This window comes from Halioglobus japonicus (assembly GCF_001983995.1).
Lineage (GTDB): Bacteria > Pseudomonadota > Gammaproteobacteria > Pseudomonadales > Halieaceae > Halioglobus > Halioglobus japonicus.
Genome location: NZ_CP019450.1, coordinates 1,253,152 through 1,279,282 on the forward strand (window position 1 = coordinate 1,253,152; position 26,131 = coordinate 1,279,282).

Sequence of the window (26,131 nt, forward strand, 5' to 3'; positions counted from 1 at the left end):
TTAGTAGACCCGTGGAACCGTTTGACGTATGAAAAGGGTAGGGAGAATCTGACAAAACAGACCCGCTGACAGCTATGACCAGACAGAACAAAAAAACATCATCTGACAATCCGGTCACATACCATGAGTTGCACGCACCCAGCCTTGAGCCGGTGCCTGCCAAGAGCCCGCACCGTAAATACCTGGTGCTCGTGGCGCTGCACATGGTGCACTCGGATGACCCGGATTTACTGTGCGAAGCTGCTGACTGCAGCGAACGCACCCTGCACTATGTTAAAAATCGCCTGCGTGATCAGGACGGTGTGGTGTTCAACCACGACCGCAATGCCAAGCGTTATTTCGTCATCGAAACCGGGGTACTGGATTTGCCCAAGGTTGTCGAAATGATGCGCAAACTGTATCCCAATCGTTTTGCCTACATCCAGGAGCTCGGTGAGAAAACCGGCGCTGCTGATGAGCAACATCTCTGGCAACCCACCGACGGACCGGGATTCAGCGCCGCCGGTTAGTGTACGGTTCCTTCTTTGTAGCCCAGCGCTTCCAGGCTGGGAATCAGGTAAGTTTCACCATTAATTGTCGCCGCCGAGGCAAAGTTGCCTCCTTCGGGTAACGCCTCGGTCTCTACCTGTTCAGCGCTGACATTCATATGCGCAGCCAGCCCGCAGAACGCCAGGGCCTGGAACGGCTGCTTCGAATCTTTGTTGGCGCGGAAGATACCCACCGTGGTGTGTTGTTCGCGAGGGGCAGCATCAAGACCGCAAAAAGCTTCCAAAGACACGACCTCAATATCGTGGCCACGCCACTTCAACGTACCCAGATCTGCAGCATCACCCGCTTCGAATTTGACCTGCTGTACTTCCGCAAGTGTCAGCAGAGGCAGCAGGACCTGACGGCCGTCTGCCAGGGGCAGGGCGGCCAGATCCAGAGTTTCGTTTACGTATTCAGACATTCTCTAATTCCTCAGCTGACCATTGCGGCGTCTTGTTGCAGGTGGCGGTTAATCACCGCCTGCATACCTTCGGCGGTGTTGGCACCCTTGGCCAGGAAGCCGTTGGCGCCTACGCGTTCCGCTTCAGCGCGGTGCTTGTCAGCGTCTCGCGACGACACCATCACACACGGGATGTGGGCCAGGTCGGGGGCGCGACGCAGGTTGGCGATGAAGTCGAAGCCATTCATGTTCGGCATTTCCAGGTCGGTGAAGATAAAGTCCGGGATCTGGGTGGCCTGCGACAGGTAGTCGAGCGCGTCGGCACCGTCTACCGCCGTAACGACGGTGTAACCCAGGCTGGCAAGACGCTTCTCGTAAGTGCGGCGCATCATGACCGAGTCGTCCACACACAGCACCAGGGTGCTGGTTTCCTGTTCGGTGGCAGTGGAATCCGCCATGGCATCGGCGTGTTCAACCTGGAGGATGAATTCGTTCAGGTCCAGAGCAAGTACCGGCTGACCATCGGACTTCACCGCACCGCCCGCGATGCCAGGTACGCCAGTGTACTGCACACCGAGCGTCCGAATCACCATGTCCTCCGCAGTGCTCAGACCGTCGGCGAAGAACGCCACGCGACGGCGATTGTGCTGTGCGTAGAGCACCGGCACGAAGTCGGGCATGTTCTCCAGCGTGGGTGTAGGCAGGGTGCCACGCACCGCGCCCAGGTAGCGTACCTCGTACTGCTCGCCACGGAAGGAAATACGACCGTCGGTCTCGCTGGCCACCTTGTGTACATCTTCGCGGCGGTGGAATTCGGAGCCTTTCAGTGACGTCAGCGGGATCGCAATTTCTTCTTCGCCGACCGTTGCCAGCAGCGCTTCGTTCACCATGATGCTGGCGGGAATGCGCACGTCGAACTGGGTGTAGAAGCCGGGCTTGGATTGAATGTCGATGGTGCCGCCAGCCTGGCTGATGGACTGGTAAACCGCGTCCATGCCCACACCGCGACCAGACACATCGGTGACCTGCTTGGCGGTGGTGAAACCTGAGCGGAAGATCAGGCGCAGTGCCTCTGCATCGGAAATCTTGTCGTTCTTGTTAATCAGGCCCAGGCCGACAGCTTTCTTGATCAGCGCATCCGGGTCGATACCGTTGCCGTCGTCTACCAGGCGGATAAGGAACTCAGAGCCGGAGCGGGAAATGCTCAGCTTGACGTTGCCGTGCTCCACCTTGCCCTGGCCCTGGCGCTCGTCAGGAGTGCCGATACCGTGGTCAATAGCGTTGCGCAGCATGTGTTCCAGGGCCACGCGGATCTGTTCGAAGACGCGGATATCGAGGCCGCCCTTGCCGCAGTCGAATACAAAGTCGATCTGCTTGCCCAGCTGGCGGCTGACCTGGTGTACCAGGCGGCGCAGGCCGGGGCCGAGGCGGGAGAATTCAACCAGACGCAGCTGGCGCAGCTCGGACTGATTAGTCTGCAGCAGGCGGCCAGAGCTCTGGGCTTCACGCAGAGCATCGTCCAGGTGCATGCCCAGTTCGCGGGATTCTTCCTGCAGGTCGTAGGCTGCCTCGCGCAGAATAGCGGCGAGTCCCTGCTTTTCTGTAAGGCGGTCCATCTCCAGCGGGTCGAACTGTTCGCTTTCTGTGAGCTCGGTTTTCGCCTGGATCTCGGTGTCCAGCTGCAGCGACAGCTGGTCTACCAGTGCCAGTACGCGGCGTGACAGATTCTGCACTTCGCTGCGGTCGGCACCCGCGGCGTCCAGCGCCTGGCGGGTCCGCACGTTGCTCATGCTGATCTCCAGACCCATATCCAGCAGCTTGTCGATGCGCGGGGTATCGACGCGTAGTGTGTCGGCACGGCGCTCCTCGCTGTCGCCGCGATCCGCGGCCTGTTCGATAGCCGCTTGCTCCAGCTCTTCTTCGCTGGCATCGCCGCTGGCCAGACTGGGATTCCAATCGGTCTTGTTGACGCGAACAAAGCGCGTCGCATCGTGGAATTCGCTGGCCAGGTTCTCAATAGTGGCGCGGGATTCCTTGGAGTTGATATCGCCTTTGAACTCCAGATCGCCGAGTTGGGTCTCAAAATCGTGGACCATGCTGCCCATGGTGGTCAGGCCAATGGAGTTGGCCGCGCCCTTCACGGTGTGCAGGGTGTTCTTGAGGTCACGCAGGGCGTCGGGTTCACCGGCGGCCAGGGCCGTCAGGGCTGAATCGATGGACTCGGTGTACTCGTCCAGGGTTTCGATAAAGAGGTCGAGCAGTTCGGTGTCGATCTCTTCCTCTTCCACGGATTGTTCGATGGCCTGCTTGCGCAGCACCACCACATTATCGGGCGCTTGCTGGACGGGCGCTGCGGGCGCCACATCCTCTTCTTCGGGTGCCACCAGCTCCAGCAGCTTGCAGAGCAGGGCAAGCGCCGCATTGTGGACGGGGATCAGCGCTTCAGTGTCGTTGATCTGGTCGAGGTAGCCGTACAGGCTGTCGCTGGCTGCCGCTGACAACTCGATGCGGCTCTGACCGTCGGCAGACTCTACCAGCCCGTACACGGCGCCACTGGCGATGTGCTCGAGGCGGGGCAGGCCAAACAGGTAGGCCACGTTGTCGGTGCTCAGGGTTAGGTCGGCCGCGTCGCGCAGTTCGATCAGCGCGGGCACTGCAGCTTCTGCCAGCTGTTGCGACTGCTCGATAACCGCACGATTCTCGTTCGCCTCGGCCACTTCCAGCAGCGTGCCAATGGCCGCCAGCAGTTGCGGAGCCGGCGCGCTTGCCCACTGCTCGGGGGCGTAGGGCAGGGCCACTTCTTCCACGACAACCTCTTCGGCGGGTTGCTCGATTGCGGCCGCCTCGGCGGGTTGTTCCTCGGCAACTGCTGTGCCTGTGGCGGGCAGTTCAACCGTGAACTCGTCGGTAAATGACTTGTCGGAGATAGCCGCGGCAATCGCATGCGGAATCGCAAAGTCTTCTTCCTGCAGCGGAATGCGTTGTGCAATCAGCTCAGAGTAGGTGTTGAGCTTGGCGGCGACGACGCTGACAAATTCAGCGATCTCGGCGGTGCCTTGGATATAACCATCGCGCAGGGAGTTAAAGATAATCTCCATGTCGTGCATGAATTCGCCGTAGGCGTGCAGTTCGATGGTTTTGGCGCTGCCTTTCATGGTGTGGAACACCACGCGCAGGTCGCCAATGGCGCCCTTGTCGGTGGGGTCAGCCGTGAAATTGGGTATCGCAGCGTCGAGGCGGTTCACATACTCGCCACATTCCTCAACGAAGCATTCGCGCAGTTCCTGGTCGATCTCACCCTCGGGACCGTCTTTGAGGGGCTCCGGATCGCGGCTGATAGCAGCTTCGGCCCAGTAGGCCATGCCATCGCGCCAGGAGGCTGCACCACCGGCGCTGACTGCAGCAGCAGGCGCCTCGGTCTCTTCCAGTTCCATGGACAGCAACTCTTCTGCCAGGGCATCCGGATCTTCGCTTTCCACTTCACCGCCGATCAGGTCGACGATGCTGGCATCGTCAATGCCGTCGAGCATCTCGGATTCAACCGCAGGCTTGCTGGTGAATTCGAGCACATTGCCTTCGGGGTTCTGCATGTTCTCGCGAAGCGAGGTATAGGATTCGAGCTCTTTCGACAGTGATTCAGCGCGACGCAGATGTTCGGCGGGGTTGCCTTTGGGGTCAACCAGGCGAGATTCCATGTACTGTTCCAGCGCGGCAATGCTGGAGGCAAAGCACTGCATGGAATCGTCATTGATCAGGCCGCCCATCTCAACCGCGCGCTCCAGGTAGGCCGCACAGCGTGCCAGTACCTCGTTTTCCTGTTCCTTGGCTTCGAGCATGCCAAGTACCGACAATACTTGGTCGAGCTCGGAGCGGGCGCTGGCGACAAAGTCGTCGCTGCCAAACTGATCGAGCAGTTTTGTGCCAATGGTGAGCAGGGTGACGCCTGTCGGGAAGCCGTTTTGTTCCCAGAGCTCTACAGCGTCGAGCAAATCGGTTTCGCCGAGCTGGCGAGCAGCCCGGAACAGCGGACGCAGGCCGCCGATGGAGATATCGAGATCTTCCGGCGCGGTATTGGTCAGCACGATGAGGTCGCGGCGGGCGAACTCGCGGTTGATCTTGTCTTTCATGCCGCGCAAGCAGCGTGTGACCTGTTCGGTAATGGCTGCTTCCAGGTCCAGCGTGGCGGCGTCGCCCTCTGCTGACAGGCCGTGCTTGAGCTTGTATTCGATAATGTCGCGAACATTGCTCAGGGCGCCACCGAAATCAATCAGGTTGGCGGGATCGGCGGGCTGGTCCTGTTCGGCGTAGCTGCGCAGGACTTTAAACTGTTCATTGATAATGGAGGCCTGCTCGGGCAGACCGACCACGTGCAACTGCAGGCCCACCTGCTGCAGGCTGGGCAGTGTTTTTGCCGTCAGCGTGGTGTTGGCGTTGCAGATGTTCTTGTTCTCGCCGGCGAGGAAGCCCATGACTTCCACCAGCTGCTGCTGGGTCTGTTGCAGCGCGTCCAGGAGGTCGTCTTCCTGGATCATGTGATCTTCGGTGGCCGCGGTGTAGCGATCCACGTCTTCAATTCTGAAGGTTTTTAACAGGGCCTTGTGCTCTTTCGCAGGGCGCTTTTGCTTGCCGATGTAATACAACATCTTCTTGATGTTGGCGGCAGCGCCGGCGCGATCGAGGGCTTCATAGCCCTTTTCTTCCAGCAGGCGCAGAGTGTCGAAACAGTGCTGGAAGAGCTGTGCGGTAACTTCGTCTGTTTGTGCTGTTCCCTTACCCAGGGCTTCAACATAGGCGGTGAAGCAGCGGAAGTAGGGTTCCAGGGCTGTGCCGGCCAGTGCATGACAGGCCAGTCCGCCGGTAGTGCGCAACTGCGCCAGCGCTTCCTTGCTGCTCTTGGTTGCCGCTTCGGTGTGTTGGTGCATGGATTTCATGGCCTGCTTGGCCATGGCTTTGATTTCTTCTTCGAGGGCTACCGGTACATCGCGGTTAATACCCGCGCTGTCCGGCAGCGGAGGATTGAAGAACAGCGATTCAGGGAGGCTGGGACGGTGATCCAGAGCGCGCAGGTCATTCACTACCGAGGCGATACTGCCCGGAGTCACCTCGCGCTTGGCGCGAACACTCGCCAGATAAGCGGGCAGTGCCTCGATGGCAGCGACCAGCTCGGTCATGGCCAGCTTGCGCTTGTCACCTGCGATGTTGCCTTCACGCAGTTCACCGAGAACCCGTTCAATTTCCTCCGCGAGGAGGGCGGCGGGTTCCAGAGCGCACAGGCGCAGTGCGCCCGCGGCCATGTGGATGTTGCGCTCTGCTTCCAGCAGGTGCTCTGTGGTGTCGGGCTCGCGTTGGAAGCGATGCAGGCAGGTACGCGCCGCTTCCATTTCGTCCCGCAGGTTTTTCTCAACCCACCCCAGTGCGACAAAGTCTACAAATTGAGTCATAGCTGTTGTCCGTTTACCTTATTGTCCAGCTTAAATCCCTGATTCTGTTCGGGCGTTGCCTAGCTTGCTTTCTTGGCCAGGTCGCCCATTTCGACTGTTTTCTTGCCAGTGGCATCGGCGACGTTGGTTACCACGTCAGCGCGAGGGCCCTTGGCGGCAGCCTCTTCAGCGAGCTTGAATCGCGCGGTGTCTTCCGCCAGGCGGTCGAACAGTTCACGCAACTCATTGGTAGCGGAGTCCATTCGGTCCGCAGCACGCTGTGTTTGCAGGGTTTTTTCCAGAATGTCAGATACTGATTCAGTCACTCGGCTTGAGGACTCACCGGACTGAACGATCTGGCCGCTCATCTCTACCATGTAGTTCCGGGCGTTCTCGGACATGGACAGAATGTGACCGAAACGGTTACGTACGTCACCGGCAATACCAGTCAGTTTCACCAGCGACTGCGTGGCACCTTCCATGTTGCGGTTAGATTCCGCCATACGGTTAGATACCGAGCGAATCGCGCGGTCAGCTTCCTGTACAATTTCGTTGGTCTGGTTAGCCAGCTTACCGGTTTCGTCGGCAATACCCGCGAATCGCTGACCACCCTCACCGGACTGCGACGCAGCCTCAATACGAGTGTTCATCGCCAGAGTAGAAATCGCGTTCGCAACCTCACGAATACGGAACAGCAGGTCGGCTACGATCTCGATGTCGTCACCCAGACGCTTGGAGGTTTTAGCAACGGTCTGCTGCGATTCGCGAATGTCTTCTACCGACACCATCAGGGTTTCAATACCAACGTCACCCTCACGTGCCGCGGTTACCGCCTCTTCAGATGCTTTCGAGGTAGTTTCCGCCAGCTCGGACATGTGGCTGGAGATTTCACGCAGTTCCACCGAGGTGGAGGCCGTGTCTGCCACGATGCTACCCACTTCACCCAGGGACACTTTTACGTCGCCGGATGCCTGGGAGGATTCTTCTACCGCCTCACGTACCTGCTCAGAAGAGTTGTTCACCGAAGTTACCACCGAGCGCATCCAGTCGAGCAGCTGGTTTACAGCCACCGCAATCGGCTGGGTAATACCCTTGGTTACGGTGAGGTCACGGCTGAGGTTGCCCTCGGCCAGCGGCTCAATCTCACGTACCTTCTGCTGTACCTCGGCTTCCATGGCATGGGCCTGCTCCTGCTGCTGACGCTCTTGGGCGCGTGAGCCGTTGAAACGAATGCCGATGGCCGCCAGTAGACCAATGCCTACCAGTACCAGGAAGATTGCCGTGGTGCCGGACCAGGTGCGGTTCTCCGCCAGCTGGTCAACGTGAACCATGGCGTTACCCACCGATACGCTCAGTTCAGGCGTGGTGGCAGTAATAGATGCTGCTGCCTGGGCCGCGCGGATCAGCTCCTGGTGCGAGTCATAAATGTCGTTTACTGAGCCAGAGACCTGAGCGTACAGCGTTTCTGCTTCATTCAGCACGTCCAGGGCGTCGGCGCCACTCAGGCGGTCGATACCGCGGGCGCGGTCGCCGTCACGCAGGCCTTCCATGGTGCGCTGGAATGACAACGCATCCTGCTTGAATTCCTCAGCAGCACTGGCAGCGTCGTCGCCGCCGGCAAGGATCCGGTCAATGTTTCGGCCGATACGTTCAATCAGGAACAGCTGCTCCTGGGCGGCCAGCAGGGTCTCGTTGGACACGTTGCTGTCACCGAGAATGTCCACCAGATCCTTATACTGGGCCTGAATCGTCTTGATGTTGGCGTTCAGGTTGGTGGAGATCTCACGAACAAATAGAATCCGGTCCTTGGCGTCCAGGATCGCGTCTACATCTGCGCCTACGGTCGCCCACTGCTCGGCAATGCGATTGGTGTAAGGCGCCATGGATTCACCCGGTGCCTCGAGTTCCTCGGTGCCATTCTGGAGTGCGTCCAGCTGGCCCGGGAACTGGCTGCGGGAGAATGCCAGTTCGTCAAACGCGGGAGTCAGGCCACTAAAGGCCTCACGGGATTCCACGTTAATGTCCTGAGTCAGTACGCGCAGGTCAGAGGCAATGCTGCGGTATTGGTCGTCCTGTTCGGCGCCGGCTGACATCTGGTACATGTTGATACCCAGGCCGGCGACGGTGGCTACCAATGCCGCACCGGCGAGCAACAGCACTGAGTCAGTGGCTCCCTTTTGTTTTAGAATTATAGAACTCATGGTTGTTCTCCTGCCCTAGCTAGATGTTATGACGCTGGCTTCAGTGAAGTTGGCGTCTATTAGTAATTTTGAGGTATCGAACAGGGCGTAATCCCCGTCGTTGGTGCTGAAAACACCGCTGATATAAGGCTGTAGCTCATCTGCTACCTGGATATCTGTGCGTAACTGCTCGGTGGAGAGCCTTACGCCGCCATAACTTTGCTCAATCATCAGGCCGGTGTGGATACCGCGACCGTTGACGATAAGAGCCTGCTTGCCCCCGGAGGTCTTGGCGCCGCCGGAGAGGAATGAAGTCAGATCGGAGATGGCCACAACACGACCTCCGACGTTGGCCAGGCCACGCACCCAGTGTTTGACGCCGGGCAGGGGAATAGTGTCACCCAGATCCACGATCATGCGGGTCTCGTCGGCGCTGATTACACAGCGGGTGCCGAGCACGTCAAAGGCCGCCCCGTGCCAGTTCTGGATGAGTTCCTGCGTGGCGGGCACTGGCTCGGCAAAGTCGATGACTTGCTGCGATAGTACGCGCAGGGTCTGGAAGGCGTCCGTGCTCATTATACGGCCACCTGGATGGAGAGGAACTCCTTGAGGACGGCTTTCAGCGCTTCCATATCCAGGGGCTTCTCAAGATAGGCGGAGCAACCGCGGTCCTTGGATTTGCCCATGGTGAAAACGTCGTCGTGGGAGCTCAACATGACCACGGGCGTATCTTTGAAGTCGCCCTTACTGGCCCGGATAAGGGTCAGGGTCTTGAAGCCGTCCAGCGGCTCCATGGTGATATCGAGCAGGATCAGGTCTGGCTTACAGTCATCCAGTTGGGTGACGGCATCCCAGCCGTTCTCCGCCGTGGATACTTCGCAGCCACACTGTTCCAGCATCTTGGTTGCCTTGAGCCTGATGATCTTGTCATCGTCGACAAGAAGTACCCGTCGCTTCTGGCTATTCTGTTCCTGAGACATGGTTGTTATTTCTCCTGTCAATCCGGTGGGGCCTGTCGGCCGCCGGGACGTTTCTGTGTTCGAACACTTTCGAGTATTGGGGGCCATTGAGGCAGTGCAAACTAAAAAGTGTTGTTTTTGTGATCGAGTTCCGCGTTTTGCAAGTAAGCTGCAGTAGTCTGCAATTAACTTGCAGTGGCCTGGAAAAACGCGAATTGATTAACATTTCTGCAGTATTTCGCTTGAGACTGAGGGCGGGGTATAGCACCTTTGTTATGAGCCTATAAAAGAACTATTCAGGACGCAGGGGCATAATAATGCTTAATTCCATGTGGGCAGGTTTCCGCAACCTGGCCGTTTTCACTATTCTGGTGTCCGTCGTGGCCCAGCCGCAGGCGCAGGGACGCCTCGATCTGGCTGGACTGGCGGTATACACCGACACTGCCCGAGATATATATGTCGCGGGTTTGCGCACGGCTGACGGTCAGCCGGTTCCCGATTTGAGTGCCCTGCAGGGCCCGATAATCATGGAGTACCGGATTACCACGCGCCGGATCAGTGCCCGAGGATTTTCCGGCACCCTGCTGTTGCAGGCGGAGCTGGGGTCCGGCGAGCGAGCCCCGGATGCCGTGGTAGATGCACTGGGTGAACTCAAGCGCACCATGAAAGGATCGCTGCTGATGGGCGATCAGTTTGAAATTGGCCTGACGGAGCGGGGTAATACTGTATTCAACCTCGACGGCACGCGCCTGTTCGATGTCGATGGCGCTGAAACCTTTGCGTTCCTGATCCAGGGTTGGCTGGGTTCATCCGCCTCTGCACTGCTGCGTGAGCCGCTGAGCTCGCGTAGCCTCGACGATGGCATCATGACCCGGTTTGAGAGCCTGATCCCTCTTAATGAGCGGGTTGATACTGTGGCCGCCTGGGGCAACGACGCGGCTGAAGAGCCTCAACAGGTGGCAGCTGCGCCCGAACCGGCCCCTACACCAGAGTCCGAGCCGGAACCTGAGGTTGCCGCCGCGCCTGAACCCGAGCCCGAGCCTGAAGTAGATGCCGGGGCCGCTGCTGCGGCAGCCGCTGCCGCCGCCGCTACGGCCGCTGCTGCGACGCCAGAGCCCGTGCAGGTGGCTTCAGCACCCGAACCTGAGCCTCAGCCCGAGCCGCTACCCGAATTGCCGCCGTCTTCTGAGCCTGTGGTGGCGCAGTTGGAACCAGAGCCTGAGCTCGAGCCTGAGCTCGAGCCCGCTGCGCCGGCCACGGACGATCGCGCCTCCGCACTGGCTGAAATGGACGACCGCGAGTACCAGCGTCAGCTGAATGAGTACCTGGCACAGGTGCTGGGTATGGTGTTCCGTGAGGTTCGCTATCCTCGTCGCGCGGTCAACCGCGAACTGGAAGGCAAAGTTGAAATGCTCGCCGAGATCAGTCTCGAGGGTAAGCTGCTGGGGGTTGAGGTGCTGGAGACTTCTGGTCACGGACTGCTCGACCGCGCTGCGATTGCCGCCGTAGAGGAAGGAGCACCCTTCCCGCCCCTGAGTGCGGTGGCTCAGGAAGAATTCCTGTCAGACGATGGTGAGAACTACGTGCTGATGATTCCCGTGAATTTCCGGCTGCAGTAAAGCGCAGCCGGCGAATCATTCCTGACCGAAATCAGGTAGCCAGCCGCCGGACTCCTTCCAGCGGTTAACCACATCACAAAACAGCTCTGCAGTTCTCTCAGCGTCATAGGCCGCTGAGTGAGCTGCGCTGTTGTCAAAGGCAATGCCGGCCTCGGCGCAGGCCTTGGCGAGCACCGTTTGGCCGTAGGCCAGCCCCGACAGTGTGGCGGTGTCAAAAAACGAGAACGGGTGAAAAGGGTTGCGCTTGAGATCGCAGCGCTCCACGGCCGCGTTAATAAAACCGGCGTCAAAATGGGCGTTATGGCCTACCAGAATGGCCCGGTTACAGCCCTGTTCGCGAATTTCCTTGCGCACCGCGCGGAAGATGTCACCCAGTGCCTCGGCCTCGTCGACCGCCTCCCGGAACGGGTGGTAGGGGTCGATGCCGGTGAAATCCAGCGCGGCCTGTTCAATATTGGCCCCCTCGAACGGTTTGACATGAAATTCGAGGGTGCGATGTACGTCCATCATGCCGCTGTGGTCCATGCGAACCAGGGTCGCTGCAATCTCCAGAATGGCGTCGGTGCCGGCGTTAAAGCCGCCTGTCTCTACGTCGATAACCACGGGGAGGAAACCGCGGAAGCGATCGGCAATGCGATGTTGGAAATCTTCCACGGCGCTCAGGCAACCAGCCAGTGCATGGATTCGCCCGCCGACAGGGGCTTGAGATGGTCATTGCCCAGTGGAATCTCGGCAGGCACGTCCCAGGCCTGCTTGCGCAGGGTAATGGTATCGGTGTTGCGCGGCAGGCGATAAAAGTCTGGCCCGAAGTGGCTGGCAAAGCCCTCCAACTTGTCCAGAGCATTGCACTCTTCGAACACCGAGGCGTAGAACTCGATTGCCGCATGCGCTGTGTAAACACCGGCGCAGCCGCAGCTGCTCTCTTTGGCGTGACGCGCATGGGGGGCGGAGTCTGTGCCCAGAAAAAACTTCGAGTTGCCCGACGTGGCCGCTTCAATCAGCGCGTGCTGGTGTGTGCTGCGCTTGAGAATGGGCAGGCAGTAATAGTGGGGGCGAATACCGCCGACCAGCATGTCGTTGCGGTTAAACATCAGGTGGTGGGCGGTGATGGTGGCGGCCACATTGCTGCCGGCATCGCGTACAAACTCGACCGCGTCGCGGGTGGTGATGTGTTCAAACACAATGCGCAGGCCCGGGAAGCGTTCGGCAATAGGAATGAGGTGGCGATCAATGAAGGTCTTCTCGCGATCGAAGATGTCGATATCGTGGTCCGTGACTTCGCCGTGAATAAGCAGCGGCAGGTCGGACTCCTCCATTGCCGCGAGCACCGGATACAGCCCATCGAGTTGGGCCACGCCAGCCTCGGAATTGGTGGTGGCGCCGGCGGGGTAGAGCTTCACGGCGTGGACATAGTCAGATGCTGCTGCCAGCTGAATCTCGGCCGCGTCGGTCTGGTCGGTGAGGTACAGCGTCAGCAGGGGTTCGAACTGGCGCGGCAGGGCGCTCATCGCCGCCAGAATACGCTCTCGATAGGCCGCGGCCAGGGCCACGGTGGTCACCGGTGGCGTCAGGTTGGGCATGACGATAGCGCGGCCGAAATAACGGGCCATATCGGCGCAGGTTTGCGCCAGTGCATCGCCGTCGCGCAGATGTACATGCCAATCGTCGGGGCGGGTGATCGTAATTTCGTTCACTGGAGTTCTGCCGGGTCTGGGGAAAGTCGGCATGCTACCACAAACGGGGTGAATTCTTTATGGCGGGCCATACTATGCCGGGCCGTGGCTGCCAGAACCGGTGAATTTAGTACCTGCATCGCGTAGAATACGCGGCCTTTTGCGTAATATTGAACGGAGCGAACCATGTCAGACGTGAAAAAAGTCGTACTGGCCTATTCCGGCGGCCTCGATACCTCGGTCATCGTGCGCTGGTTGCAGGATACCTACAGCTGCGAAGTGGTCACCTTTACCGCCGATATCGGCCAGGGTGAAGAGGTGGAACCTGCCCGCGCCAAGGCGGAGGCCATGGGCGTCAAGGAAATCTACATTGACGATCTGCGCGAAGAGTTCGTGCGTGACTTCGTGTTCCCCATGTTCCGTGCCAACACCGTTTACGAAGGTGAGTATCTGCTGGGCACCTCTATTGCCCGTCCCTTGATCGCCAAGCGCCTGATCGAAATTGCCAACGAAACCGGCGCCGATGCGATTTCTCACGGCGCCACCGGTAAGGGCAACGACCAAGTGCGCTTCGAGCTGGGTGCTTACGCGCTGAAACCGGGTATCCAGGTGATTGCGCCCTGGCGCGAATGGGAGCTGGGTTCCCGTGAATCCCTTATGAACTACTGCGCCGAGCGCGACATCCCCGTGGATTTTGCCAACTCCAAGAAAAAATCTCCGTACTCTATGGACGCCAACCTGCTGCACATCTCCTACGAGGGCGATCTGCTGGAAGACCCTTGGGCCGAGCCTGAGGAAGATATGTGGCGCTGGAGCGTCAGCCCGGAGGCGGCCCCGGATGCGCCCACCTACATTGAGTTGACCTTTGAAAAAGGTGATGTTGTGGCGATCGACGGCGAAGCCATGTCACCGGCGACGGTACTTGAACACCTGAACAAGGTGGGCGGCGCCAACGGTATTGGCCGCGATGACATCGTGGAGAACCGCTACGTGGGCATGAAGTCCCGCGGATGCTACGAGACGCCCGGGGGCACCATTCTGCTCAAGGCGCACCGCGCGATTGAGTCCATTACCCTGGACCGCGAAGTCACGCATATGAAAGACGAGCTGATGCCGCGTTACGCCAAGCTGGTCTACAACGGTTACTGGTGGAGCCCCGAGCGCAAGATGCTGCAGGCGGCGATCGACGAGTCCCAGGAGGTGGTCAACGGCACCGTGAAGCTGAAGCTGTATAAGGGCAACGTTATTGTTGCTGGCCGCAAGTCGGAAGACAGCCTGTTCGATGAGAGCATTGCCACCTTCGAGGATGACGCTGGTGCCTATGACCAGAAAGACGCCGAGGGCTTTATCAAGCTCAACGCGCTGCGGATGCGCATTGCCGCTAACAAAGGCCGGGATCTGCTGTAAGGCATGAAACTGTTCCTGAAATGGCTCGCCCTGGGGCTGGTGCTGGTAATCGCCGGCCTGGCCCTGACCGCGTCCTGGTATCTGCGCTGGGACGAGATTGAACCGCCGCCGTTGCCCGGCGAGGTGGTGGCCGGGGCTATCGATCACAGCGGCTTACAACGCCAGTGGCAGGCCTTTGTGCCTGAGACCGCCGGTGCCAATGCACCCCTGGTGATCGTACTGCACGGTTCCTTGTCTGACGGTAATGTCGCCCGTGCGAGCACCTTCTACAGCTTCGATGTGGTGGCGGCCCGGGAAGGCTTTGTGGTTGCCTACCCTGATGGCATTGACCAGCACTGGAACGATTGCCGGGCTAACGCCAGCTACGCGGCGAACCAGCTCAATATCGACGATGTGGGCTTCGTGCGCGCACTCGTAAGTGAACTGGCGGAACGATTGGGCATTGATCGGAACCGCGTGTTTGTCGCAGGTTTCTCTAATGGTGGGCAGATGGCCTATCGCTTGGCGATGGAAGCCCCTGACCTGATTGCGGCTGCGGCACCCATGGTGGCCAATATGCCCGCCCCCGGTAATAACGCCTGTGAGATGGCGGATGTCGCTGTCCCCATGCTGATAGTCAATGGTACGGCCGACAGCATTAATCCCTATGAGGGCGGTGTAGTTAACCTTTTCGGCGACACCAGTCGCGGCGAAGTGCTTTCGGCCGAGGCGAGCGCCCGTTACTGGGCGGACCTTGCCGGTTACACCACCGAGGGCGAGCGCGAGACGTTGCCCGTCACCCAGCAGGACGACGCGACGCGCCTCGAACGCCTGGCCTGGGAGAGCAGCAACCGGCCTTCCGTCGCACTTATCGGTATGCAGGGCGCCGGCCACCAGTTTCCCCACCCCGTTTTCACCGGCATGCGTGCCCTGGGGCCCACCAGCCACCAGGCCGACGGCGCCGAACTCATCTGGAACTTTTTCTCCAACACCCTGGGGTCAGGTCTCTAATTTCTCAGACAACTCTGGGGTCAGGGCTTAAATGTCTGAGAAATTTAAGACCTGACCCCAGGGGTGTCTGAATGCTTCACGGTGTGGGGTAGGGGAGAGGGAGGACAATGCTGAGGGCTTCGCTGGGGCCCCGGTGCAGGTTGCGGTAGCCGTGTTTCTGGTCGCCGGGGAAGGCCAGCACATCACCCGCGTCCACTTCCCAGTTCTGGCCGCCGACCGACACACCCACACATCCCGTTAACGTCACGAGATACTCCTTGGTGCCCTGCAGGTGTGGCTTGCCAGCCATGGAACTGCCCTGGGCGAGGTGGATGCGGTCGATCTCAATACCCCTGACCTTGTCGGGCATAAGTTTGTGTACGGCCACCTTGCCGCCGCTGCGCATTTTGATGGGGACCTGGTCAGCTTTGAGCAGGCTGCATTCATTGCGCGGTCGGGATAACAATTCCTCGATGCTCACGCCGAGGGCAGCGGCGAGTTTGCAGAGGTTGGTGAGCGACGGGTTGCCGCCACCGGATTCCATGTTCGTCAGCGTAGATCGCGGTATGCCGGCTTTGGCTGCTAGCTTGTCCTGACTCAGTTCGCTGCGCTTGCGCAAGGCAATAATATTGTCGGCGAGATAGGCCGAGACGTTCTCCAGCTCGCTCATCGATGACTCCATTGGCGTTGTGGCAATATATTAGCCTAAATGACGAAATAATGTCTAGATTGGTTAGGCTTTACCTGTCGCTGACGCACAATAGGAGGAAGCATCATGCGAATTGAACATGCCAATATCACCGTAAGTAACGTGAACGCCAGTGTCGCTTTTTATCAGAAGCTATTCGGCGCCAGGATCCGCTGGGAGGGTACTAACAGCTCGGGCAACCGGGCAGCACATGTGGGGCTGGATGACACCTATTTGTCGCTGTTTGAGGCGGATGCCAGCGGGCGAGCGCCGGCCGGCTATGGCGAGGTGGGCTTTAACCACCTGGGTTTTGAGGTGGATAGCCTCGATGAGTTTCGAGCTCGCCTGGGCGATCTGGGCGTGGAACCCAATGAAGTCGAACCCTATGAGCCAGGCCAGCGCCTGTATTTCTTTGACCCGGACGGCAATGAAGTAGAGCTGGTCCAATACTAGCCCGGTCTTCTATCCCAAGCGTCCTAAAGGCCGGCATTCGTGCCGGCCACCCACCGAGATTTTGGGGTAGGCACGGTATTCTTGCTTCGACGCGAAATGCCGCGATGTTGATGCCTTTACGTTGAGGCACGTCACTGGTCAGTACCGAAATCGCTTCTATACACATCTAAAAATAAAAAATCTCCAGATAAAGATGCTAAGTGTCTGAAGTAGATAAAAGAACCGAGTGGCGTTCGTTTTTGCTGCTGGTGGTGTTTCTCGCACCTGCTCTGACGATAGCCATCGTCGGTGGCTATGGAGTTCACCAACTCCGAGGCGTTTTGTACTGGTTGCCATGAGATGAATGACAACGTCTACCAGGAGCTGCAGTCCACCATTCACTTCACCAATCGCTCTGGCGTGCGGGCGCTGTGCTCGGACTGCCACGTACCCCACGATTGGACGTACAAAATCGCTCGCAAGATGCAGGCCTCCAAGGAAGTGTGGGGCAAGATCTTCAGCACCATCGACACCCGCGAGAAGTTTCTGGCCAAGCGTCGCGAACTTGCTGAGCACGAATGGGCACGGCTCAAGGCGAATGACTCGCTGGAGTGCCGTAACTGTCACGATTTCGAGTACATGGACTTCACCTGGCAGAGCCAGCGTGCTGCGCAGCAGCATTCCACGGTACTGGCCAGTGGCGAGAAAACCTGTATCGATTGTCACAAGGGTATTGCTCACCAATTGCCTGACATGGCCTGCGTAGAGGGCTGGGATTAATCCAGCCCTAGTGGAAGTTGCGGGATTTGAGCCGTAGCTTGTCCAGCGCGTGCGTGTAATCCTCGAGCTTCCCGGCAATCACGTGGATGACGTTGTCCACGGTTTCTACAATGCCGGTGACTAACAGTAACTGCCCTGACATCAGCGCCTGGCGGAAGTTCTCCTGAGTCCGCTGCCACACCACGATATTACTGTTGCCGGTTTCATCTTCCAGTGTGAGAAACAACACGCCCGAGGCGCTGCCCGGTCGTTGCCGACAGGTGACGAGCCCGGCAATACGCACAAACCGTTTATTGCCCACTGCGGCCAGATCGACATGGCGCTTGCAGCGATTAAAGGGCGGCCGTTCGCGCAGCAGGCTCATGGGGTGGGCGCGCAGGGTGAGCCCGGTAGCCCGGTAATCCGATAACATTTCTTCGGCTACCGCCGGTGCCGACAGCTGCACATCGTCGTTGAAGTAGCGGGCACTCTGAAACGCCTCGTCGTGCAGCAGCGGCCGCGATTCCTCCAGCGCCATAATCTGCCACTGGCTCTGGTGGCGGTGGCCGCTCAATGACTGCAGGGCGTCGGCGTCGGCCAGTGCCTCCATGTCGCGCTTATGTAGTTGTGCCCGGCGGCGCAGATCGCTCACCTGCCTGAAAGGCGCCTGCTGACGGGCCTCGACCAGACGCTGGGCTCCCTCGCGGCTCAGGCCTTTCACCAGCCGCAGACCCAGTCTCACCGGGCGCCTGGGCTCGTCGAGGAGTTCGTGGTCCCACAGGCTCTGGTTCACGTCGATAGGCAGCACGAGTACACCGTGACGGCGGGCGTCCTGCACCAATTGTGAGGGGGAGTAAAATCCCATCGGTTGGCTGTTCAGCAGGCCGGCAAAAAATGCCGCCGGGTGGTGGCGCTTGAGCCACGCCGAGACATAGGCCAATAGCGCAAAGCTGGCCGAGTGCGATTCGGGAAAGCCGTAGCCGGCAAAACCCTTGATCTGATTGAACAGGCGGCGGGCGAAGTCTGCATCGTAGCCGCGCTCAATCATGCCCCGGGTGAGTTTTTGCTCGAATTCACCCAGGCGGCTGTCGCGCCCCCAGTTGGCAATGGCCCGGCGCAGCTGGTCTGCCTCGCCGCCGGAGAAGCCCGCCGCCACCATGGCCAGCTTAATGACCTGCTCCTGGAAAATCGGCACGCCCAGGGTGCTCTTCAGTACCTCCTTGATCGCCTCGGAGGGATAGGTTACCGGTTCCAGTCCCTGCTTGCGGCGCAGGTAGGGATGTACCATGTCACCCTGGATCGGGCCCGGCCGCACAATCGCAATTTCTATTACCAGGTCGTAGAAACAGGATGGTTTGAGCCGCGGTAACATGGACATCTGGGCGCGGGATTCGATCTGGAAAACGCCGATAGTGTCGGCCTGCTGCAGCATCTGGTACGTGGCCTTGTCTTCCTTGGGAATATCGCTGACCTGGCCAATGGCCGGGTTGTAGCGATGCACCATTTGCAGGCTTTTGCGAATGGCAGAGAGCATACCCAGGGCGAGCACATCCACCTTGAGCAGGCCCAGGGCTTCGATATCTTGTTTGTCCCATTGGATAACGGTGCGATCGACCATGCTGGCATTCTCCACCGGCACCAGTGTGGAAATCGGGCTGCGGGTAATTACAAAGCCGCCCACGTGCTGGGACAGGTGGCGCGGGAAGCCGAGAATCTGCTGCACCAGGGAGTAAAACAACTCTGCCTGGCGGCTGTGCTCCGCCACGCCCTGCTCCTCAAAGCGCTGCTTGAGATCGCCGGTGCGATCCCACCAGGCCATAGAGCGCGCCAGGTCATCGACGAAAGCCGGGTCCAGCCCCAGCGCCTTACCTACATCGCGTACGGCGCTGCGGGCCCGGTAGGTGATCAGGGTGGCCGCCAGGGCGGCGCGCTTGCGAGTGTACTTATTGTAAATGTACTGAATGACTTCCTCGCGGCGCTCGTGTTCGAAGTCCACATCGATATCCGGGGGCTCATCCCGCTCTTTGGAAATAAAACGCTCAAACAGCAGCGATATCTGCTCCGGCGAGATCTCGGTAATGCCAAGGCAGTAGCACACCACCGAATTGGCGGCTGAGCCCCGGCCCTGGCACAAAATGCCCCGGTCGCGGGCAAAGCGAACAATGTCGTAGACGGTGAGAAAGTAATACTCGTAAGACAGCTCTTCAATGATTGCCAGTTCCTTGTCGATGCGCTCGGCTACGGCTGCGGGTACGCCGCCGGGCCAGCGCTGCTCGCTGCCCTCAGCCACGAGCGCGCGCAGATAGCTGTTGGCGCTGTGACCTTCCGGCACCACCTCTTCGGGATACTCGTAGCGCAGCTCTTCCAGGCTGAACTGACAGCGACGGGCGATCTCCAGTGTTTCCAGTAGTAGTTGGGGGTGGTAGAGGGGGCGATTTTATTCGCTGAGCGCAGGTGCTGCTGGCTGTTGCCCAACCGGCGCATGCCCAACTGGGCAATACTGGTATTGTGGTGCAGGGCGGTGAACACATCGTGCAGTGGCTTGCGCGCCGCCTCGTGCATGCGCACATCGCCACAGGCCACCGGTGGTATCTTCAGTGCCAGAGCCAAATCCAGTAAGGCATGCTGCCTGACTGCTTCGTTATTACCCAGCAGGTGGCTGACTCCCAGCCACACTCTATCCCGGCACAAGCGGGCCAGTTGCTTGCCCCAGGCCTGGTTCTCGGTGGTGTTACCCTCTGGTAGCCAGATCAACAAGCAGCGCTTGAGGTGAAAAATCACATCCCGCAGCGACGCCTGGTATTCGCCCTTGGGACTGCGCCGACGGGCTGTGCTGATGAGCCCGGAAAGCTCTGCATATGCCGCCCGGCTGGGTGCCAGTGCTACAACCCGGAAGCCCTCCTCAAGCCGGAATTCACTGCCCACAATCAGTTGAATGCCCGCTTCCTTGGCGGCGACGTGAGCCTTCACTATTCCCGCGAGCGAGCATTCATCGGTAATAGCAATCGCCGCATAGCCCAACTGCGCCGCCCGGGCCACCAGCTCGTGGGGGTGCGAGGCGCCGCGCAGGAAGCTGTAACAGGACAGGCAGTGGAGTTCAGCGTAGATTGACATATACTGTATATTTATACAGTATTGAGGGTTCGTCAATCTTGACGGTTCATCGATTCAAAGGATTCATGGCGCACTGTCGTGGAACCCTGAAGGTGCACAATGATGATCGCATTGTATAGTCTCTAAGTGTGATGCCGTCGAGCCCATGATTCGGCACCATATAAAACCACTGGGGCCGGTGAAGTTTTATGTGGAGTTTTATCGTTAGGCATTGGCAAGGGTTGGAGCCGGTGTTTTCATTTTCGAGCTGTCGACCCCGACGGTTTTATCCGCCGCGATGGCTATGCGGATAGTTCGGAATAGGGTATTGAGCAGGAGAAAAAACATGTCTGGCGAAACCCATCTGGCAAAACTGATTGCGGCAATGTCCCCCGAACTGTCGGACGAGGAGTATGTGTTTTGCACGTTCGAGAACGCTCACTACGGTGATCATGTAGCGTTACAGCCCATCGCGGCAATGCATGAGTCAGAGGGACTGACCCTGGTTGTTCCCAGGGCCAGCGCAGAGCGTGCCAAACTTGATTACGACGCGGTGTTTCGCCATATCAGTTTGCGTGTGCATTCCAGCCTTGAGGCAGTAGGTCTTACCGCCGCATTTTCGAGCAAGTTGGCCGAGCACGGTCTGAGTGCCAATGTGGTTGCCGGGTACTACCATGACCATATCTTTATACCGGCCGGAGACGCCGTCCCTGCGATGGCCGCACTTGGGGAGTTGTCCGGTGCGTGAGTATCAGCGCGACGCTGTCGTCGATCGCTGGTCATGCCTCAGGCGAGGCGACACAAAGGAGCGAGGTTAGTGCAAAGAATCCTTATTTTCGGAAATTCAGGCTCAGGTAAATCAACCCTGGCCAGCAGGCTCAGTAAAGACCACGGTCTTGCACACCTTGATCTGGATACATTGGCTTGGCTGCCCACAATGCCGCCAGAGCGAATGCCGCTGGCGGCGTCGCAGGACAAGATCGTCGATTTTATCGGTGCGAACCCTGGGTGGGTGATTGAGGGCTGTTATTCAGATTTGCTGGAGATGGCGGTGCCGGAGGCCAGTGAAATGATTTATATGAACCTCCCGGTGAATGACTGTGTAGAGAATGCCCGTAGCCGCCCCTGGGAGCCACACAAGTATCCGTCCAAAGAAGCGCAGGACGAGAATCTCGACATGCTCATCGAATGGATCTCCCAGTACTCGGATCGAACAGATACCTTTTCGGCTGCAGCTCACAAGGCTCTCTATGAGGAATTCACGGGTACAAAGCGAGTGGTGACCAGCAATGGCGACACGCTGTAGCACTGGTGTCGAGTGCCGCATCCGTCGATGGCGCCCCTGTTGGCTGTGTGGAGTATGTAATTTGATATGAAGCTCCTATCTATTATTGTCTTTTCACTGTTGCTGCCACTGCATGCAAGTGCCGATGAGCTCCCGCGTAACCTGTTCGAGTCGATTAATGAGCGTCTTCACTATATGGAAGACGTCGCCTTGTTCAAGGCGGTGAATTATCTGCCTATTGAAAATGTGCAGCGAGAAGAGGTGGTGATTGAGCAATCCAAACGTGCAGCTTTTGAGAGAGGACTGAATCCACAGTCCATAGAGAGCTTCTTCCGGGTGCAGATCGGTATCGCCAAGGCGATTCAGTTCAGATATCGCGCAGACCTGCTCTCCGAGCCAGTCCCTAAAGAGCCTGTGGACCTTAATGACGTAATTCGGCCGGAGTTACTCCGACTTGGTGACGAGATTGTGTCGCGGATTTCTGACTATCTGACGCGGCATGGTTCGTTTGATCAGGTTCCTTTCACCGAGTTTGAGGCGATAATCACGGTCAGATATGTCACCGCTGCAGAGAAGCAGCGCTTGTTTGAAGCCTTGAAAGAAGTAGAGCCTTTGTGAGTGAGTCTGGCGATATTGAGTTGCGGCAAATCATAACGTCTGACCGTCACTTTGAGACGGAAATACTGCGCAAGCACACTGATTCATCGAGTAGGAAGTATGAAGATATTACATAGCGAACTAGTGCACCATGACATCCAGAAACTGGTGATATGCTCTCTGGAGCAGGCGCTTTACCAGGCTGTTGTGGTTATCGATGATGAAGAGCACGTGGTCTGGAAGGACAACAAGCAGTGCCTGCGCAGCCGTAATCTCACCAGTCTGCGCGAGTGTTTCGGGCACCTTGGGATTAACGAGGTCGTGCTACGCCAGGAGAGCGCATACGATGAAATGATCGGTGCCCCCTCCAAACAAGCGAGCAATCGCATGGAGGTGCCGCTGGGCGCGCCTGCTTATGTCGATCCCACATCCAGGCGAGATCATTAGCGCCTGCGTGTTACTGTTGTTGGCAATATAGAGGCGGCTTGAACACCACGGGTTTTAGAAACAAGGTGAATCATGAGCGACGAGCACCTCATCGACTACGAGGCCAAGCTGGAAGCACTTATCGGTGCGCCCCTAGATATTGTGAAGGCCAAAGTTGTCTCGGCGCTTGATGATCCTATGCGGAAGTTTGTGGCCTCCTCGCCACTGGCGTTCGTGTCTACTATCGATGCGCAGGGCAGGGCAGATATTTCACCCAAGGGCGACCCGGCAGGCTTTACCTGGATTGACGACAAGGGCAACCTGATTATTCCGGAGCGGCCCGGCAATAAACTGACCTTCGGCTTTCGTAATATCCTCAGAGACAATCGTATCGGTCTGATATTCGTGGTGCCCGGTATGCGCGAGACCTTGCGCGTAAAAGGCACTGCCACGTTGCGTAAAGACCCCGACATGCTCGAGCAGTTCCAGGTAAACAACAAGCCGGCGCTGATGTACACCTATGTGGAGGTGGAGGAGTGTTTCTTCCACTGCGGCAAGGCGATGATTCGTTCAAACCTGTGGAAACCCGAGAAATGGGGCGAGCGGGGAGAATCGCTGATGGTGCGTCAGATCAGCGCTGCCATGGGTGGCGATGCACAGTTGGAGAAGGTTCTCGAAGAAGAGATTGAGAAGAACTACAAGAATGAGCTGTATTAGACTGCTTGTTGGCTCTTGAAGTTAGCGCCAGCACCTGGTTTTAAGCCGGCTGCGTGGTGCGCCATTAGCTTAAATGGCCTACCTTTACATAGATCAGCGCGCCATCTTCCTTCGTAAAAGGTGTGTGTTTACTCAGGTGTGGGCTGCGCAGCCAAGATCCTTTTGGATAGCTGCCGTACTCGTCATGAAATGTTCCCACCAATACCAGGATTTCTTCCCCGCCCCAGTGTTGATGGGGCTGGAACTGGGTGTGTGGCGCCCATTTCACCAGCGCCACATGTTCGCCTTCGTACTCATGCAAGGGCATTACCGAGAGACCCTCTACCAACCCCGGCCGCCAGGCTTCGGTGCGGGTATCGATGGCCTTCTGCTCGGTGTCGCCGGCATCAAACTGTTGGAGCTTGACGAAGATCGTGGCCCCCTCATCGCCGATGCTGGGGGTATGTGATGTGCCAATGGGATTGCGCACATAACTGCCTTGGGCGTAATCCTGATGCTCGTCGGAGAAAACACCTTCGAGAACGATAAACTCTTCACCGCCACCATGCGTGTGAGGGGAGAAACTGCTGTTGGGCGCGTAACGCACAATCGATGTCGCGCGGGCAACTTCGTCGCCAACGCGGTCGAGCATCATGCGCTCGACGCCGGGCATGGGTGAATCCACCCACCGATAATCTTCGGGGAGAACAACAACGCGTTGTTCAAAATCGGCGTTGATCAATGTGGTCATGGTTGGGTGCCGCGCAGAGTGATTGGTCTAGTGTCTGCTGGTTTCGCATACCGCGTCAACGCCACGCTTCGGCTGTCACGCCGGTAACAGGTGAGTTCAATATCCATGGCATGTTCACAGAGTGTGGTAGTGTCAGTATCCAGACTACCCAGGGATATCTGTGATGAGTATCGAATTTCGGCCAGCTTCCAGGCAAGATCCCCATTAGCTGTCCATTATTTCGCTGTAAAAGCAAGCCTTTGCCGGCGCGGAGCGAATACCCACCTGGCTGCTAAAATTCAAACTACGGCATGGTAAGCCAGGATTCTACGCAATCTATGACGATGCGCAGTGGATTGGCCTGATGTATGCCAATGACTATCGAGATATTGTGTTTATCCAGTTCCTGGCGATAGCTGAGCACTGTCGTTCATCTGGATACGGGGGCCAGGTTCTGAGCCATCTGGCTGAATTACACCCGGGCAAGAGGCTTGCGTTGAATATTGAAGTGCTCGATGAGAGCACGGAAAACTATAGTCAGCGAGTGCGGCGGAAGGCGTTCTATACGAGGAACGGCTTTGCCGCCTCTGGCTTCCTGGTCAAGGAGCCGGCCGAGAAACTGGAGATGCTGGTTCGCGGCGGAGCTATTTGTGAGGAGGAAATCGAGGCCATGTACCGGCACTTGTTTGGGCGTATCGTGGGCTTGTTCGTCCGACCCCATGTGATGAGGCTATAGCAGATGAAAGTTGTCTTACTGCAGGTCACGCTTTTGCTGGGCGCCTGTATGCACGGCGACTCCAGAATCGCATTGAGTGAGTGGCGCATGGGTGAGCTGGCACTGCAGCAGGATATGTTGATCAGTGTTGATATCCTGACCGCGGCATTTCCCGGATATCAGGTGGAAGAAATCGCATGGCAGCAGGATGGGCCCACCACGGTGGTTACAGGGTGTCGAAGGGTGGCGATCTCATCGCGATGTTCAAGGCGCAGGACGAGAGGCGGGATCTTCTCGACATGATCTACACAAGGAAAGCGATAGATGAATACGGCATTGCCGCCGGTTCATCTTATCGGGAAATTAAAACGGCCCGCCCTTCGGTAAGCTTTGATACAGGCTACCATTATAAAATGGTTGCTCAGCTCAGCTCAGCTCGGCCGGCATTGAGGTGACAGTGGATCCCGAGGAGTACCCGAACGGGCGTTTCGCCAGGCTGTATGACCCTGAGGGCAACCCGATCGAACTGTGGGAGCCCCGCTAGATCAATGTTGCAGCGGGGCTTCGTATGATACTGGGCGCCATAGTCGGGCTCGCGTGTGTTATGGCGTTGTGGTGGGCCGTTCGCCGTGGTGAGCGTAAACACCAGGCACGGCAGTTGGCGCTACTACAGCAAAAAATCGCCCGTCGCGAAGGCCAGGAGAAGGCCGGCAGCGTCAATGACCCGGAACCATAGGCACCACCACTGTCTGCCAGGGCTGCGCTTGGCAAAAACTCGATTGCATCGGCCTCCATGTGAGCTCAATGCGTAAAACCTGAGAGGAAAGAGATGGAAGATCTGACAACACTAACGACATTTGTAGGTTGGTGTACCGTGATCAGTATCGGCCTGTATCTGTTCAGCGCTATTGTGCTGCTGATCTGCGGAGAGCCGGTAAAGACGTTGCACTCGAGAATGGCCAGCGTGCCTGCGGAAAAACTTGACGAGATGTACTTCACGTTTCTCGCCAACTTCAAGCTGGCGTTTATCATGCTTAATCTTGTGCCCTATGTCGCGCTCAGGCTGATGCAGGGCTGAGTATGCGCAGTATCAAATTCGCCAATCTGGGGGGTGACTGACTCAATGAAAGAGATTACCGGAATTAATCATGTTGGCCTGCGGGTGCGAGATATGCAGGTGTCACGGACATTCTACGAACAACTGGGGTTTGAGTTTATTGTCGGACCGGTGGGGCCTGAGCCGGTAGCGATTATCGAGCACCCCAGTGGGGTGAACTTCAACCTGATTCTCAATGCCGCCGCCGATGCTCCTCAGGGCAATGTGTTAATGGAGGAGCCGGTGAAATATCCGGGTTATACCCACATTGCATTGGAAGTGACTGATGGCCAGGCTGTTGCGGCCAGGGTGCGTGATATGGGTATTACCATTACTGAAGAAGTGCGTTTTGAAGGCGCATATTTTTTCTTCATCCGCGATCCGGATAACAACGTCATCGAATTCCATCAGCCTGCCTGACGTTAACCGGTAGCAGGCTAAGCACCGAGGATTGGAAGA

General features: G+C 58.0%; 26 protein-coding genes and 1 pseudogene. 17 read left to right on the forward strand and 10 right to left on the reverse strand.

Translation table 11 applies throughout. The features are described 5' to 3' along the window. Nucleotides 1-74: 74 nt before the first annotated feature. The gene (locus tag BST95_RS05875) at nt 75-509 is read left to right on the forward strand and encodes a hypothetical protein (RefSeq protein ID WP_066055568.1); all 435 of its coding nucleotides are present in this window, start codon (nt 75-77) and stop codon (nt 507-509) included. Here the strand turns inward: BST95_RS05875 and BST95_RS05880 are convergent. The 5 genes from BST95_RS05880 to BST95_RS05900 are packed head-to-tail and all read right to left on the reverse strand — an operon-like array spanning nt 506 to nt 9,508. Beyond that, complete coding sequence (locus tag BST95_RS05880; RefSeq protein WP_084198533.1) at nt 506-949, reverse strand: chemotaxis protein CheW; 444 nt, start codon at nt 947-949, stop codon at nt 506-508. The two genes, BST95_RS05875 and BST95_RS05880, sit on opposite strands and share 4 nt — an antisense overlap. A gap of 11 nt (nt 950-960) precedes the next feature. After that, nucleotides 961-6,369 carry a hybrid sensor histidine kinase/response regulator gene (locus BST95_RS05885; RefSeq protein WP_084198534.1) on the reverse strand — a complete coding sequence of 1,803 codons (5,409 nt, stop codon included), beginning with the start codon at nt 6,367-6,369 and terminating at the stop codon, nt 961-963. A 59-nt stretch (nt 6,370-6,428) separates the two neighbouring features. Next, nucleotides 6,429-8,549 carry a methyl-accepting chemotaxis protein gene (locus BST95_RS05890; RefSeq protein WP_084198535.1) on the reverse strand — a complete coding sequence of 707 codons (2,121 nt, stop codon included), beginning with the start codon at nt 8,547-8,549 and terminating at the stop codon, nt 6,429-6,431. Nucleotides 8,550-8,564: 15 nt separating this feature from the next. After that, complete coding sequence (locus BST95_RS05895) at nt 8,565-9,104, reverse strand: chemotaxis protein CheW (RefSeq protein ID WP_084198536.1); 540 nt, start codon at nt 9,102-9,104, stop codon at nt 8,565-8,567. Further along, nucleotides 9,104-9,508, reverse strand: a complete 405-nt coding sequence (locus BST95_RS05900) for a response regulator (protein ID WP_066055551.1) — start codon at nt 9,506-9,508, stop codon at nt 9,104-9,106. The genes BST95_RS05895 and BST95_RS05900 overlap by 1 nt, the downstream gene beginning before the upstream one ends. Before the next feature lie 296 nt (nt 9,509-9,804). Here BST95_RS05900 and BST95_RS05905 point away from each other — a divergent pair, with 296 nt between their 5' ends. Next, a complete protein-coding gene (locus tag BST95_RS05905) occupies nt 9,805-11,106 on the forward strand; it encodes an energy transducer TonB (protein WP_084198538.1) in 1,302 nt (433 codons plus the stop codon). Between the two features lie 15 nt (nt 11,107-11,121). Here BST95_RS05905 and rnt read toward each other — a convergent pair whose 3' ends face one another. Both rnt and pyrC read right to left on the reverse strand, forming a co-directional pair. Next, the gene (gene rnt / locus BST95_RS05910) at nt 11,122-11,760 is read right to left on the reverse strand and encodes a ribonuclease T (RefSeq protein WP_373295104.1); all 639 of its coding nucleotides are present in this window, start codon (nt 11,758-11,760) and stop codon (nt 11,122-11,124) included. A gap of 5 nt (nt 11,761-11,765) precedes the next feature. Continuing rightward, the gene (gene pyrC / locus BST95_RS05915; protein WP_205737334.1) at nt 11,766-12,800 is read right to left on the reverse strand and encodes a dihydroorotase; all 1,035 of its coding nucleotides are present in this window, start codon (nt 12,798-12,800) and stop codon (nt 11,766-11,768) included. A 165-nt stretch (nt 12,801-12,965) separates the two neighbouring features. Here pyrC and BST95_RS05920 point away from each other — a divergent pair, with 165 nt between their 5' ends. Both BST95_RS05920 and BST95_RS05925 read left to right on the forward strand, forming a co-directional pair. Continuing rightward, nucleotides 12,966-14,186, forward strand: coding sequence for an argininosuccinate synthase (locus BST95_RS05920; RefSeq protein WP_084198541.1), 1,221 nt, complete (start codon nt 12,966-12,968; stop codon nt 14,184-14,186). 3 nt (nt 14,187-14,189) lie between these two features. Then, entirely contained in the window at nt 14,190-15,176 is a 987-nt protein-coding gene (locus BST95_RS05925; protein ID WP_084198542.1) for a CE1 family esterase, read from the forward strand. Between the two features lie 76 nt (nt 15,177-15,252). On the opposite strand, the gene BST95_RS05930 is transcribed toward BST95_RS05925, so the two are convergent. Further along, nucleotides 15,253-15,825, reverse strand: coding sequence for a helix-turn-helix domain-containing protein (locus tag BST95_RS05930; protein ID WP_169843861.1), 573 nt, complete (start codon nt 15,823-15,825; stop codon nt 15,253-15,255). Between the two features lie 105 nt (nt 15,826-15,930). Here BST95_RS05930 and BST95_RS05935 point away from each other — a divergent pair, with 105 nt between their 5' ends. From BST95_RS05935 to BST95_RS05945, 3 genes are all read left to right on the forward strand, one after another. Beyond that, nucleotides 15,931-16,296: a VOC family protein gene (locus tag BST95_RS05935; protein ID WP_066055532.1), complete on the forward strand. Its 366-nt coding sequence runs from the start codon at nt 15,931-15,933 to the stop codon at nt 16,294-16,296. 251 nt (nt 16,297-16,547) lie between these two features. Next, nucleotides 16,548-16,634, forward strand: a complete 87-nt coding sequence (locus tag BST95_RS20890; RefSeq protein WP_276205932.1) for a hypothetical protein — start codon at nt 16,548-16,550, stop codon at nt 16,632-16,634. Between the two features lies 1 nt (nt 16,635). Then, nucleotides 16,636-17,055: a NapC/NirT family cytochrome c gene (locus BST95_RS05945; RefSeq protein WP_276205919.1), complete on the forward strand. Its 420-nt coding sequence runs from the start codon at nt 16,636-16,638 to the stop codon at nt 17,053-17,055. Between the two features lie 7 nt (nt 17,056-17,062). On the opposite strand, the pseudogene BST95_RS05950 reads toward BST95_RS05945, so the two are convergent. Further along, nucleotides 17,063-20,148 (reverse strand): annotated as a pseudogene (locus BST95_RS05950) (error-prone DNA polymerase). Nucleotides 20,149-20,473: 325 nt separating this feature from the next. On the opposite strand from BST95_RS05950, the gene BST95_RS05955 reads away from it, so the two are divergent. The 5 genes from BST95_RS05955 to BST95_RS05975 all read left to right on the forward strand — a co-directional run bounded on the left by BST95_RS05955 (nt 20,474) and on the right by BST95_RS05975 (nt 23,152). Beyond that, entirely contained in the window at nt 20,474-20,875 is a 402-nt protein-coding gene (locus tag BST95_RS05955; RefSeq protein WP_084198546.1) for an ACT domain-containing protein, read from the forward strand. A gap of 69 nt (nt 20,876-20,944) precedes the next feature. Beyond that, nucleotides 20,945-21,433, forward strand: coding sequence for an AAA family ATPase (locus BST95_RS05960; RefSeq protein WP_084198547.1), 489 nt, complete (start codon nt 20,945-20,947; stop codon nt 21,431-21,433). A 66-nt stretch (nt 21,434-21,499) separates the two neighbouring features. Further along, nucleotides 21,500-22,030, forward strand: coding sequence for a chorismate mutase (locus tag BST95_RS05965; RefSeq protein WP_084198548.1), 531 nt, complete (start codon nt 21,500-21,502; stop codon nt 22,028-22,030). A gap of 99 nt (nt 22,031-22,129) precedes the next feature. Next, complete coding sequence (locus tag BST95_RS05970) at nt 22,130-22,456, forward strand: DUF6482 family protein (RefSeq protein ID WP_066055515.1); 327 nt, start codon at nt 22,130-22,132, stop codon at nt 22,454-22,456. Nucleotides 22,457-22,528: 72 nt separating this feature from the next. Then, nucleotides 22,529-23,152 (forward strand): MSMEG_1061 family FMN-dependent PPOX-type flavoprotein, encoded by a 624-nt coding sequence (locus tag BST95_RS05975; RefSeq protein WP_084198549.1) that lies wholly within the window; start codon nt 22,529-22,531, stop codon nt 23,150-23,152. Between the two features lie 64 nt (nt 23,153-23,216). Here BST95_RS05975 and BST95_RS05980 read toward each other — a convergent pair whose 3' ends face one another. Next, a complete protein-coding gene (locus tag BST95_RS05980; RefSeq protein WP_084198550.1) occupies nt 23,217-23,882 on the reverse strand; it encodes a cupin domain-containing protein in 666 nt (221 codons plus the stop codon). A 268-nt stretch (nt 23,883-24,150) separates the two neighbouring features. Between BST95_RS05980 and BST95_RS05985 the strand changes: the two genes are divergently transcribed. From BST95_RS05985 to BST95_RS06005, 5 genes are all read left to right on the forward strand, one after another. Continuing rightward, nucleotides 24,151-24,597, forward strand: coding sequence for a GNAT family N-acetyltransferase (locus BST95_RS05985; protein WP_268245006.1), 447 nt, complete (start codon nt 24,151-24,153; stop codon nt 24,595-24,597). Nucleotides 24,598-24,773: 176 nt separating this feature from the next. Continuing rightward, nucleotides 24,774-25,031, forward strand: coding sequence for a hypothetical protein (locus BST95_RS05990; RefSeq protein WP_084198551.1), 258 nt, complete (start codon nt 24,774-24,776; stop codon nt 25,029-25,031). 149 nt (nt 25,032-25,180) lie between these two features. Continuing rightward, nucleotides 25,181-25,312: a hypothetical protein gene (locus tag BST95_RS20895; protein ID WP_268245002.1), complete on the forward strand. Its 132-nt coding sequence runs from the start codon at nt 25,181-25,183 to the stop codon at nt 25,310-25,312. 93 nt (nt 25,313-25,405) lie between these two features. Beyond that, on the forward strand, nt 25,406-25,654 hold the full coding sequence (locus BST95_RS06000; RefSeq protein ID WP_084198552.1) for a DUF6868 family protein: 249 nt from the start codon (nt 25,406-25,408) through the stop codon (nt 25,652-25,654). Between the two features lie 45 nt (nt 25,655-25,699). Then, a complete protein-coding gene (locus BST95_RS06005; protein WP_084198553.1) occupies nt 25,700-26,092 on the forward strand; it encodes a VOC family protein in 393 nt (130 codons plus the stop codon). Nucleotides 26,093-26,131: the final 39 nt, after the last annotated feature.

Bases quoted from the DNA above. Each gene is read 5' to 3' on its own strand.
- BST95_RS05875 (WP_066055568.1), top strand. From the start codon at position 75: ATGACCAGACAGAACAAAAAAACATCATCTGACAATCCGGTCACATAC.
- BST95_RS05880 (WP_084198533.1), bottom strand. From the start codon at position 949: ATGTCTGAATACGTAAACGAAACTCTGGATCTGGCCGCCCTGCCCCTG.
- BST95_RS05885 (WP_084198534.1), bottom strand. From the start codon at position 6,369: ATGACTCAATTTGTAGACTTTGTCGCACTGGGGTGGGTTGAGAAAAAC.
- BST95_RS05890 (WP_084198535.1), bottom strand. From the start codon at position 8,549: ATGAGTTCTATAATTCTAAAACAAAAGGGAGCCACTGACTCAGTGCTG.
- BST95_RS05895 (WP_084198536.1), bottom strand. From the start codon at position 9,104: ATGAGCACGGACGCCTTCCAGACCCTGCGCGTACTATCGCAGCAAGTC.
- BST95_RS05900 (WP_066055551.1), bottom strand. From the start codon at position 9,508: ATGTCTCAGGAACAGAATAGCCAGAAGCGACGGGTACTTCTTGTCGAC.
- BST95_RS05905 (WP_084198538.1), top strand. From the start codon at position 9,805: ATGCTTAATTCCATGTGGGCAGGTTTCCGCAACCTGGCCGTTTTCACT.
- BST95_RS05920 (WP_084198541.1), top strand. From the start codon at position 12,966: ATGTCAGACGTGAAAAAAGTCGTACTGGCCTATTCCGGCGGCCTCGAT.
- BST95_RS05925 (WP_084198542.1), top strand. From the start codon at position 14,190: ATGAAACTGTTCCTGAAATGGCTCGCCCTGGGGCTGGTGCTGGTAATC.
- BST95_RS05930 (WP_169843861.1), bottom strand. From the start codon at position 15,825: ATGAGCGAGCTGGAGAACGTCTCGGCCTATCTCGCCGACAATATTATT.
- BST95_RS05935 (WP_066055532.1), top strand. From the start codon at position 15,931: ATGCGAATTGAACATGCCAATATCACCGTAAGTAACGTGAACGCCAGT.
- BST95_RS05945 (WP_276205919.1), top strand. From the start codon at position 16,636: ATGAATGACAACGTCTACCAGGAGCTGCAGTCCACCATTCACTTCACC.
- BST95_RS05955 (WP_084198546.1), top strand. From the start codon at position 20,474: ATGTCTGGCGAAACCCATCTGGCAAAACTGATTGCGGCAATGTCCCCC.
- BST95_RS05965 (WP_084198548.1), top strand. From the start codon at position 21,500: ATGAAGCTCCTATCTATTATTGTCTTTTCACTGTTGCTGCCACTGCAT.
- BST95_RS05970 (WP_066055515.1), top strand. From the start codon at position 22,130: ATGAAGATATTACATAGCGAACTAGTGCACCATGACATCCAGAAACTG.
- BST95_RS05975 (WP_084198549.1), top strand. From the start codon at position 22,529: ATGAGCGACGAGCACCTCATCGACTACGAGGCCAAGCTGGAAGCACTT.
- BST95_RS05980 (WP_084198550.1), bottom strand. From the start codon at position 23,882: ATGACCACATTGATCAACGCCGATTTTGAACAACGCGTTGTTGTTCTC.
- BST95_RS05990 (WP_084198551.1), top strand. From the start codon at position 24,774: ATGGCAGCAGGATGGGCCCACCACGGTGGTTACAGGGTGTCGAAGGGT.
- BST95_RS20895 (WP_268245002.1), top strand. From the start codon at position 25,181: ATGGCGTTGTGGTGGGCCGTTCGCCGTGGTGAGCGTAAACACCAGGCA.
- BST95_RS06000 (WP_084198552.1), top strand. From the start codon at position 25,406: ATGGAAGATCTGACAACACTAACGACATTTGTAGGTTGGTGTACCGTG.
- BST95_RS06005 (WP_084198553.1), top strand. From the start codon at position 25,700: ATGAAAGAGATTACCGGAATTAATCATGTTGGCCTGCGGGTGCGAGAT.